The organism is Chitinophaga sp. GbtcB8 (assembly GCF_019091455.1).
GTDB lineage: Bacteria > Bacteroidota > Bacteroidia > Chitinophagales > Chitinophagaceae > Chitinophaga.
In genome coordinates, this window is sequence record NZ_JAGXJN010000059.1 from 16,153 (window position 1) to 27,545 (window position 11,393).

Sequence of the window (11,393 nt, forward strand, 5' to 3'; positions counted from 1 at the left end):
CGCGTCTCAGTCGTTCAGCGCATTATAGATCAGCAATTGGTTCCGGGAGATCACCTGCTCGCCCGGGTTTAGCCCCTTGCTTAAATATGCCAGCCCGCCGGCTGTTTTATAAGGTTCTACCTCACGTACCTGGATGTTGTATTTATCTTTAAACACCAGCACATAATTCTTGCTGCGGTCAAATATTAAGGAGGATGTAGGCACGGCTATCATATTATCCCCCTCGTTGTAATGCAGGGTAACCGTGGCAAACATTTCCGGCTTCAACTGCATATCCTTATTATTCAGCTTAATACGGATCTGCATGGTTTTGGTGGCCGGGTCCAGGAAGTTGTAGATCTTATCTACCTTGCCATGGAACACGGTATCCGGGTAGCTGATGGTTACAATGTCTGCTTCATAACCTTCTTTCACACGGGCAATGTCTGTTTCAAATACATTGGCCATTACCCATACATCATTCAGCTCAGATACGGTGAAGATGTTCTGGTTATTATCCGTCCGGATCTCCATGTTATTATTGATATTCTTTTCTATCACATAACCGGAGATAGGAGCGGTTACCAGGTAGGTAGAGCCGGAGCCGCGGCGGTAAATTTTGAACAGGTCGTTCAGGCGGTTTATTTCTGCGCGTGCCTTATCCAGCTCGCCCTGTGCATTCACCACATCTTTTTCTGTGCTTAGCTGGCTGCTATACAGGTCCTGCGCTACTTTCAGCCCTTTTTCCGCTACTGCCAGGTCAGATTTTGCTTCTGCCATCTGCTTTTCATAATCAGCGATCTCACCACTCTGTATCACGGCCAGGATCTGTCCTTTCTGCACAAAATCACCCAGCTGTACTTTAATATCTTTTACAAAACCGCTCACCAGGGGATATACTTTCAGCACCTTACCCACATCCGGAGATACCTTGCCGGACAAACGCAGCTCACTCTGCACAGGTTTTATGCCTGCTGTATCTATATGAATGCTTTGCATCATGGTATCGCTAAGCACAAATGTTTCTTTTTCAGTATCCTCTGCCTGGATATGTTTGCAGCCACTCCACCAGGCAGCGCCCAGTAATAGCAGGGCCAGGCTTAAAATGCGGTTCATCTTGTTCTTCTTCATTTATCAATTGATTAATGATCCCCGAAGCAGGAGGTAGGAAGCAGGATGCCTGCCGTCTATTGCCCATCTGGTATTCCTGCGTTCTACATCTTGCTTCCTACATCTTACATCTCACTGTTCTTCTTATTTCGTCTTATTAAATAACTCCGTACCTGTTGCATAATTCAGCTCCTCGTAGGCCGTAATACGGTCCAGGATGAGCTTATTGGTATTCTTCACGTTATCGCTGTAGCTGTTGAAATAATCAATGAACTGCAACAGGGAAATGTTACCCTTGCGGAAGTTCTGCGCTACTTCAGAGATCAGCTTATTATATTCCAGTCCAAAGCGTTTAAAGTCCAGCAGCTGGTATTGTTTGTCCATCAGGTTTATCTTTTGTACGGCCTGTTGTACTTCAGTGCTGATGATGTTATTGCCCTGGGCCAGTGTTTGCTCCTGTACCTTTACCTGGTTGCCGGCGGAGCGTATGTTGCCCTGGTTGCGGTTCCAGAAGGGGAGGTCTACACCCAGGGTAAGCCCTACAAAGTTGGGTGCATAGCTACCGTTCTTATCGTAGGTAGCGCCTACATGCAGGTCCGGTACTGCCAGCGCTTTTTGCAGGCTGTAGTTCACCTGCGCCTGCTGCAGTTGCTGTTGAGCAACCCGCAGGTCAGGCCGGTTAAGCATTGCGGTGTCTATAAGGGCTGGCAGCGTATAACCCTGCAGGTTATAGTACGCGAGGCCGTCCGTATCCACCTGTGGTGCATACTGTTGATTGTTACCCAGTAACTGTTGTAGGTTTAGCTGGGAGCTGAGCTCCTGTTGTTTAAGATCCGTATAATCATTTGTGAGGCCTACCTGTAAGGCCCGCAGCCGTATTACATCGGCATGGGCCACGCTTCCTTTCTGATCGGCTTCTGTATAGGCATCCACTATTTTCTGTAAGTTGGAAAGTTGTTCCTGTAAGATCTTTTCTGTTTCCTGCAGGAAGTAGAGCTGATAATAATTACCTCTCAGCTGCAGGCGTAAAGTTCGCATCAGTTCAAAGAACTCAGCCTGTGTGGTAGCGGCATTCAGGGAGGCCAGCTGTACCTGTTTGTTGCGTTTACCCGCAAGGGTGATCAGCTGATCTACGCTGTAGGCTGTTTCCCCGCCATTGCCGCCGTAAAAGGGCTGTATCTTATTAGTAGTACCAAATCCCCAGGTGGCGCTAAAGGAAGGATTGCTCCATAAACGCGCCTGCTGGATCTGCGCCTTATCGGCATCAACCCGGTAACGTTGCGCCAGCAACTGGTAGTTCCGGTTAAGGAAAGTATCTTCTGCTTCCTGTAAAGTAATGGGCTGTATACTCTGCGCCGAGCTTTTAAGTGCGATGATGAACAAAGCTATTGTTATAATCCCGAGCTTCTTTTGCATATAAGTTCCATCTCAATTTCGAGTACAAAGCTCTAAAAGGGGAATTAAAGGGGCCTTTAAGGGGGATTAAAAAGAACTTAAAATTGGTTTAAGTTCTGGTCCATGGACCGCTTATATATGCGGCAGCAACACCGAAAATGTAGTTCCTTTATTTAGTGCGGAACTTACAGAAATATGTCCTTTATGCAGCTGTACTATCTTTTTGCAGATAGATAATCCCAGGCCATGGCCGCGGGTTTGCAGGGCATTTTGACCACGGTAAAAAGGTTCAAATACTTTATTCAATTCAGCGGCAGGTATGCCCATGCCATTGTCCCGGATCTGGATCTGTATGTAGTGGGTTTGGAAATCAATGATCACGTAGGCGGTATTATCCGTTGAGAACTTACAGGCATTATCCACCAGGTTCAGGAACAGGATCTTCAATAGTATTTCGTTGCCGTTGCAGGTAAGCTGTGTATCCAGCTCCGGCAGGTTTTCAAACTGTATATCTACCTTGCCATTATGCTTGAGCTTAATAAGGTTGCCCATTTCCAGCAGCAGCTCATCTATCCGCACTTCGTAAAAGGAAAAACGTTGTTCATTCAGCTCCGATTGTGCCATCTGTAACAGGCCATTGGTAAGGTCGGAGAGGTTTTCCGCATCCTCCAGCACAGAGGTGAGCACACTGGCATAATCTTCCTTATTCCTTTCTTTAGACAAGGTTACCTGCAGCTGGCTGATAATAGAGGCCAGCGGCGTACGCAGCTCGTGGGAAGCATTGCTTACAAAGCTCTTTTGCAGGTCAAAGGAAGTGCTCAGGCGCTGCAGCATGGTGTTAAAGTTGCTGCCCAGCTGCGCAATCTCATCCCGTCCCCGCACCACTACCTTGGTATCCTGCAGGTTGTTGGCATTAATAGTATCCATCTGCTGTACCAGCCTGTCAATGGGCTGCACCATTTTGCGCGAAAAGAAATACCCGATCACGATCAGCAGCACGGCTGCCACGGCCAGCTCAATAAGCAGGATGCGTTTCAGGTTCTGCAGGTTCTGGAAACCGTATTTATCCAGGGAGGATACGATCACGATCACAGAGATGTTACCTTCTGTGTAATATACGCCTACCACCTCATCACTGGCTTTTTCGTAATTGTAGGTGCCGTTGCGTTTAATATAATCCAGGCGGCTGCGCAGGGTGCGGATGGTGGTATCTTTCAGGTTGGAGTATAAGAGGTCGTAGTTGGGGCTGTATACCAGAATGGTTTCCTGGTAAAGGTCCTGGAAAGTGGTTTTATCCAGCTTGCGCAGCAGGTCCACTTTTACTTTATCATCTTCAATAATTACGTTGGCAATAGAGCGGGCGCGGTATTCCAGGCGTTCCAGGTACTCCGCCTTGCGCGATTGTGCAGAGAAATAATACGCAAGGCTGGCAAAGGATATCAGCAGCACCGTGGCCGATAAGGTATAATAGAGCGCTATTTTGTATTTGATCTTCATTACTCCTCCGCCAGATAATATCCCATTCCCGTCTTGGTATGCAGCAGCTTATTCTCAAAATCCTTGTCTATCTTTTTACGCAGGAAGTTCATGTACACTTCTATTACATTCGTGCCGGTATCAAAGTCAATATCCCACACTTTTTCCGCGATGGTGAGTTTGGAGATCACTTTGCCTTTGTGCAGGGCCAGGAATTCCAGCAGCTGGTATTCTTTGGCAGTAAGGGAGATCTTTTTACCGCTGCGGGTTACTTCTTTCTTTTCGCGGTCTATTTCCAGGTCGCCGATAACGATCTTATATAAAGTGCTTTGCTGTACATCAGAGCCCGCGCGTTTCAGGAATACGCGGATACGGGCCAGCAGCTCCCGGAAGTCAAAGGGTTTTACCAGGTAATCATCAGCGCCCAGCTCAAAGGCCTGCATTTTATCGTCCATGCCGCCCAGCGCCGTAAGCATAATAATGGGTACGCGGTTGTTCTTATGGCGGATCACCTCACATACTTCATAACCATTGCTATGGGGCAGGTTCAGGTCCAGTATCACCAGGTCGTAGCTGTTGCTGGATGCCAGGCTTTTGCCCATACGGCCGTCATAGGCTACATCTACATCAAAACCATTCTCCTCCAGGCCTTTTTTAACGGCATTGGCTACCTTAACTTCATCTTCTACAACCAGGATCTTTTGCATAATTAATAATGAATAATTAAGAATTAATAATCATAGCCACCATTATCCCAGGCAACATGAAAGGCCTTAATATTCACAAATACAAATATTCAGTATCAAAAATTTATAACGTAGTATCATCCATTTATCGCTATGTTTTTCCCACGATTATTAATTATTCATTTTAATTATCCCTCCAGCTCCATAATCTTCTCAAATACCTCCTCATACTGCTTATTCGCTTTTTCCAGGTCTTGTGTTACCTGTTTGTATTCCGCCTCAATCTGCTGGAACTTGCCTTTATTCCCATAAATATCCGGGTTACCCAGGCTGGCTTCCAGCTGTTGTTTTTTCTCTTTCAGACGGGCCAGCTCACCTTCCAGCTGCTGGAACTGGCGCTGGTGTTTCTGCAGCTCCTTTTGGGCCTCTTTATTAATAGGCGTGCCTTTTACCGGGCCGCTTACCGCCGGTGTTTCCTTTACTGCAGCGGGTTCCGGTGTATTATTATTATTATTGTTGTTGTTATTGTTATTACCACGGTTCTTGCCCCGCTCACCCTTAGCCGGTTTGGGTGGTGCGGCAGCAGCTGCCTGCCGTTTCTTCCAGTCTTCATACTCCGCATAAGTACCTTTGAATTCCTTGATCTTCCCATCCACAATTTCCCAGATCTTATTAGCGGTGCCGTTTACAAAATAACGGTCGTGGGATACGAGTAAAAAGCTGCCTTCATACTTATTCAAAGCATCTATCAGCATTTGTACGGAGTTCATATCCAGGTGGTTCGTGGGCTCAACCAGCAGCATAAAGTTAGCCTGGCTGATGATGGTTTTGGCCAGCGCCACCCGCGCTTTTTCACCACCGGAAAGAATACGGATCTTCTTGTACACATCATCACCGGTGAACAGGAAACAGCCTAACAGGGCGCGCAGCTCCATTTCCGTACGGCCGCTGCTGGTATTTTTCAGCTCGTCCAGTATTTCACTGTCAAGGTGTAATGATTCCAGCTGGTGCTGGGCATAGAAAGATTGTACTACGTTATGGCCCGGAATGCGTTCGCCTTCCATGGGTTCTGTGCCGGCTATCATGCGCAGCAGGGTAGACTTACCTTTACCATTGGCGCCTATCAGCGCTATCTTATCGCCCCGGTTAATTTCCACGCCGGTATGATCCAGCACCGTAATATTACCAAAGTGTTTGCTTACATCATTCAGGGTACACAGTATCTTACCCGGTGTTTTATCTACCGTAAAGTTGATGCGTATTTTGGAAGGGCCGCCGTCCACCTGCTCCAGGCGGTCCAGCTTTTCCAGCCGTTTCATAGCGCTCTGCGCCTGGGCTGCCTTGGAGGCTTTGGCCTTAAAACGTTCAATAAAACGTTCCTGCTGGCGAATGTATTCCTGCTGGTTTTCGTACGACCGTTGCTGTAGCTCCCGGCGCATTTCCTTTTCGCGCTCATAATCCTCATAGTTACCGGTATACTGGTGCAGCTGCTGCTGGTACAGCTCTACGATCTTGTTCACCATACGGTCCAGGAAAAAGCGGTCGTGCGATACGATGATCACCGCGCCGTTATAGCTCTGCAGGTATCTTTCCAGCCATTCAATGGAGGGAAGGTCAAGGTGGTTCGTGGGCTCATCCAGCATCAGCACATCCGGCTGCTGCAGGATCAGCTTTGCCAGCAGCACGCGCATACGCCAGCCACCCGAAAACTCGCTGTAGGGGCGTTCCAGGTCGGCCGTGCTAAAACCAAGGCCTTCCAGCACCTGGGCGGTTTTATGCCGCATGTTATAACCATCCAGCGCCTCAAACTCATGCAGCTTGTCGGAGAACTCATGCAGCAGGGCCTCCGTTTGGTTATGTTCCAGCTCGTGGGTAATACGTTCTATATCTTTTTCCAGCGCTAATGCTTTATCAAAAGCGGTCATGCCTACAGACAGGATGGAATCGTCCGTTTCAAAGCTTAGCAGGTCCTGGTTAAAGAACCCGAGGCTCAGGTTACGGATCTTGTTCACACTGCCTTTGGAAACAGAGTATTCACCGTTAATAATTCTCAGAAGGGTAGACTTCCCCGTACCGTTCAGGCCTATCAGCCCCACCCGGTCGCCGGGTACAATATGCCAGGAGGCATCTTCAACAATAATGCGTGCACCAAATTCAAAAGTTACGTCCTGTAGGGCGAGAAGCATATGAACAATTCTATATAAATGTTAAATAAAGCACACAAAGGTAATAATTAATAGTCCATGGTCAATGGTCCATAGTCCGTAGCGTTGCTCATTGGGGAAATAGAGCGCACCCAGCCGGTTGTATACCCCCGAAATATTACCATTCCGTTAAATGCCCGGTACCATTGGAAGCATCCCACCGGTTACCATACCCCTCACCAGCACCACCTCGCTAAATGCTATGGACCATGGACTGTTATCTCACGACCACAGACAAACAACTATCAACTTTTTCCTATATCTTTGCCCGGAGAGAATGCCTTTGTGAACTGAAACCTTTATCCAATACCTATGAAGACCTGCTTTAGAACAGCCAACTGTCTTTTATTGTCATGCACAAATAACAATAATCATCAGCCCATTTTATTAGCAGGGATCAATCAGTAGAAAAACCAGTAGCGCAAACCGTATCTAAACTGAATTGGGGTTGCTATGAGCTCGTCTAGTCCATATCTTCATCACCTGTTGCGGCATATCGTGCTGCCCGTACTTTGTCTTTTCCATTTTACCATAACGGTTGCCCAGCAAAAATTCACCATCAGCGGTTATGTGCGCGACACTACCAACGGTGAATCGCTTACCGGCGCCACGGTACATATTAAAGAAAGCCCGCAGGGTATACCCGCCAATGCATACGGGTTTTACGCTATCAGCCTGCCCGCCGGGGAATACACGCTGGTATGCACTTTCCTGGGATACCAGGAAAAAGAGCAGGTGATTCAGCTGAATGATAACCTGCAGATCAATTTTGCCATGACACCCCGTACCTACCAGGCGCAGGAAGTAGTAATTACCGATAAACGAAAGAACCGTAATGTAGCCAGTACAGAAATGGGCCGCGTGGAAATGGCTACCGCCGATGCCAAAAAACTGCCTTCATTTATGGGTGAGGTGGATGTGCTGAAAATGCTGCAGCTCATGCCCGGCGTACAGGCAGCAGGGGAGGGCAATGCCGGTTTATATGTGCGCGGCGGCGGGCCGGATCAGAACCTGATCCTGCTGGATGAAGCGCCCGTCTACAACACCGGCCACCTGTTTGGCTTCTTTTCCATTTTTAATGCAGACGCTATCCGTAATACCACGCTTATTAAAGGCGGTATGCCTGCTAATTATGGCGGACGCCTGTCGTCTGTAGTAGACGTGAACATGAAGGACGGCAATAACCAGCAGCTGCAGGGAGAAGGGGGCATTGGCCTCATCGCTTCGCGGCTGTCGCTGCAGGGGCCTTTGAAAAAAGATAAATCATCCTTTATTATCTCCGGCCGCCGTACCTATATTGACTGGGTAGCCAAACCCTTCGTGAAAAAGGGCAGTGACTTCAGCGGCTCCGGTTATTATTTCTATGACCTGAATGTAAAAGCCAATTATATTTTTTCCGATAAGGACCGGGTGTACCTGAGCGGTTACTTTGGGCGCGATGTGTTTAATTTCCGCAGCGGTACCCGCACTTTTGATGCTACCATTCCCTGGGGCAACAGTACCGCCACCTTACGCTGGAACCATGTGTTTAGCAGCAAGCTGTTTTCCAATACGTCCGTTATTTATAACGATTATAAGTTCAGCTTCACCGGTTTACAGAACAACTTCGATATCCGCCTGGCCTCCGGCATTAGCGATGTTAATGGCAAGCTGGATTTCGACTACTTTGCCAGCAACAAGCATCATATTAAATTCGGAGGCAACTACATTTACCACCGCTTTACACCGTTCTCTATTTCCGGCCGGCAGGATAGTACTGCCTTTAACCCGGATAATGCTTTCCGCAAATACGCCCACGAAGCTGCCCTGTATGTACAGGATGAATGGGAAATATCACCTAAGCTGAAGCTGAATGCCGGCCTGCGTTACAGCGCTTTTATGCAGGTGGGGCCCTACACCCGGTATATCAAGAACAATAGCGGCGTAAAGATGGATAGCACGGTATATGAAAGCCTGCAGCAGGTACGCTCTTACGGAGGTTTTGAGCCGCGGATGATCCTGCGGTATGCCTGGAACGGAGAAAACTCCATCAAGGCATCTGCTACCCGCAACTATCAGTTCATACACCTGGTAACCAATGCAGGTACTACGCTGCCCACAGATCTGTGGGTGCCCAGCACCTATAAGGTACGGCCGCAGATCTCCTGGCAATACACCATGGGCTACTACCGCAACTTTAATGACAATAGCTGGGAAACCTCTGTAGAGGCCTATTATAAGGATATGCAGCACCAGATAGAGTACCGCCAGGGATATACGCCCTCCTTAACCGACCCGGAAGAGGATTTCGTGTTTGGCAAAGGCTGGGCTTATGGGGCAGAATTCTTTATCAATAAAACCAAAGGCCGCTTTACCGGCTGGCTGGGTTATACCCTGGCCTGGACCTGGCGCCAGTTCCCTGATCTGAACCGGGGCAAAAAGTTCCCGGCCAAGTACGACCGCCGCCACGACCTGGTGCTGGTAGCTAATTACGAGCTTACCCCCAAATGGCACCTGTCCGGCGTGTTCATTTACGGATCCGGCAATACCACCACGCTGCCTTCGCAGTTCTATATGATAGATGGCTCCCTGGTGCAGGAATACAGCAACATTAACGGTTACCGTATGCCTGCCTATCACCGTATGGACCTTTCCGCCGTGTATACGCCTAAACACCGGCCCGGTAAACATTTCCAGAGCAGCTGGGCATTTTCCATCTATAACGTGTACAGCCGTATGAATCCATACTTCCTGTACTTTGACCAAACCGGGGGCCTGCTGGGTAATAACCTCACCATCCGCGCAAGACAAGTATCTTTATTCCCCATACTACCGTCTGTTACATGGAACTTTAAGTTCCAGTAGTTAGTAATTAGCTGTTAGCTTTTAGCCTTGGGCTTTTGCCAATAGCTAACTGCTAAAAGCTCGACTGCATTCCCGATGCACCCCCTGCACTTACTTTTAATACCTGACCGTTAAAAGCTAAAGGCTAACAGCTAAAGGCTAGCCACTAATAGCTAACAGCAAATAAGTAAATTGCTTATCTTCGCAGGCATTTCATTTATTTAAATTTAACGGCTAACAGCAAGGAGCTAAGAGCTTGATATTATGATCAATATTACTTTTCCGGATGGCGCAGTCCGTCAGTATGAACCAGGAGTAACTGCATTAGACATTGCCAAGTCCATCAGTGAAGGATTGGCACGTAAAGTATTGTCAGCAAAAGTGAACGGGCAGGTGATAGACGCCACCCGTCCTATCAGCACAGATGCCACCCTGCAATTACTCACCTGGACGGATACGGATGGCAAGGCAACCATGTGGCACTCCTCCGCCCACCTGATGGCAGAAGCCCTGGAAGGCCTGTACCCCGGCGTAAAGCTGGGCATAGGCCCCGCCATTGAAAATGGTTTTTATTATGATATAGACCTGGGCGGCCAGGCCATTACGGACGAAGACCTGAAGAAGATAGAGACTAAGATGGCCGAACTGGCCAAACAGAATAATATATACGTGCGCAAGGACGTAAGCAAACCCGAAGCCTTGCAGTATTTTACCCAGAAAGGGGATGAATACAAGCTGGAGCTGATCAACGACCTGCAGGATGGTACCATTACCTTCTATACCCAGGGCGGGTTTACAGACCTTTGCCGCGGTCCGCACATTCCCAATACCGGTTTTATTAAAGCTATCAAGCTTACCAATATTGCCGGCGCTTACTGGCGTGGGAATGAGAAGAACAAGATGCTTACCCGCATTTACGGCATTACTTTCCCCAGCCAGAAAGAGCTGGATGAGTACCTGACCCTGGTAGAAGAAGCTAAAAAGCGCGACCACCGGAAGCTGGGTAAAGAGCTGGAGCTATTCACTTTCTCAGAAAGGGTAGGGCTGGGCTTACCATTATGGCTGCCCAAAGGCGCTATGCTGCGTGAACGCCTGCAAAATTTCCTGCAAAAGGCACAGGTGGAAAGCGGTTACCTGCCGGTAATAACCCCGCACATTGGCAGCAAGAACCTTTACGTTACTTCCGGCCACTATGAGAAATATGGTAAGGATAGCTTTCAGCCCATTCATACACCGGAAGAAGGAGAAGAGTTCCTCCTGAAACCCATGAATTGCCCGCACCATTGCGAGATCTATAAATCATCGCCCAAGTCGTACAAGGACCTGCCGGTGCGCCTGGCGGAATTTGGTACCGTGTACCGTTACGAGCAGCATGGTGAGCTGCACGGCCTTACCCGCGTACGCGGATTTACCCAGGACGATGCGCACCTGTTTTGCCGGCCGGACCAGGTAAAGGACGAGTTCATTAAGGTAATAGACCTGGTGCTATATGTATTCCGCAGCCTGAACTTTACAGATTATACTGCCCAGATCTCCCTGCGCGATAAGGAAGACCGCAGCAAGTACATAGGTACAGACGAGAACTGGCACCTGGCAGAGCAGGCCATTATTGAATCGGCCGCTGAAAAGGGACTGAACACCGTAGTAGAATATGGCGAGGCTGCCTTTAATGGCCCCAAGCTGGATTTTATGGTACAGGATGCCTTAGGCCGCATATGGC

General features: G+C 48.5%; 7 protein-coding genes. 2 read left to right on the top strand and 5 right to left on the bottom strand.

Annotated elements, in window-relative coordinates:
- Window positions 1-6: 6 nt before the first annotated feature.
- The 5 genes from KVT36_RS30200 to KVT36_RS30220 all read right to left on the bottom strand — a co-directional run bounded on the left by KVT36_RS30200 (window position 7) and on the right by KVT36_RS30220 (window position 6,832).
- Entirely contained in the window at window positions 7-1,110 is a 1,104-nt protein-coding gene (locus tag KVT36_RS30200) for an efflux RND transporter periplasmic adaptor subunit (protein ID WP_217607152.1), read from the bottom strand.
- A 123-nt stretch (window positions 1,111-1,233) separates the two neighbouring features.
- On the bottom strand, window positions 1,234-2,505 hold the full coding sequence (locus tag KVT36_RS30205) for a TolC family protein (RefSeq protein ID WP_217607153.1): 1,272 nt from the start codon (window positions 2,503-2,505) through the stop codon (window positions 1,234-1,236).
- Window positions 2,506-2,616: 111 nt separating this feature from the next.
- Window positions 2,617-3,981, bottom strand: coding sequence for a cell wall metabolism sensor histidine kinase WalK (locus KVT36_RS30210; RefSeq protein WP_217607154.1), 1,365 nt, complete (start codon window positions 3,979-3,981; stop codon window positions 2,617-2,619).
- On the bottom strand, window positions 3,981-4,667 hold the full coding sequence (locus KVT36_RS30215; protein WP_217607155.1) for a response regulator transcription factor: 687 nt from the start codon (window positions 4,665-4,667) through the stop codon (window positions 3,981-3,983). Before KVT36_RS30215 ends, KVT36_RS30210 begins: the two co-directional genes overlap by 1 nt.
- 167 nt (window positions 4,668-4,834) lie before the next feature.
- Window positions 4,835-6,832: an ABC-F family ATP-binding cassette domain-containing protein gene (locus tag KVT36_RS30220; RefSeq protein WP_217607156.1), complete on the bottom strand. Its 1,998-nt coding sequence runs from the start codon at window positions 6,830-6,832 to the stop codon at window positions 4,835-4,837.
- Window positions 6,833-7,303: 471 nt separating this feature from the next.
- On the opposite strand from KVT36_RS30220, the gene KVT36_RS30225 reads away from it, so the two are divergent.
- Both KVT36_RS30225 and thrS read left to right on the top strand, forming a co-directional pair.
- On the top strand, window positions 7,304-9,694 hold the full coding sequence (locus KVT36_RS30225) for a TonB-dependent receptor (RefSeq protein ID WP_217607157.1): 2,391 nt from the start codon (window positions 7,304-7,306) through the stop codon (window positions 9,692-9,694).
- Window positions 9,695-9,937: 243 nt separating this feature from the next.
- Window positions 9,938-11,393, top strand: a 1,456-nt coding sequence (gene thrS / locus KVT36_RS30230; RefSeq protein WP_217607158.1) for a threonine--tRNA ligase, incomplete at its 3' end; no start/stop codon positions are given.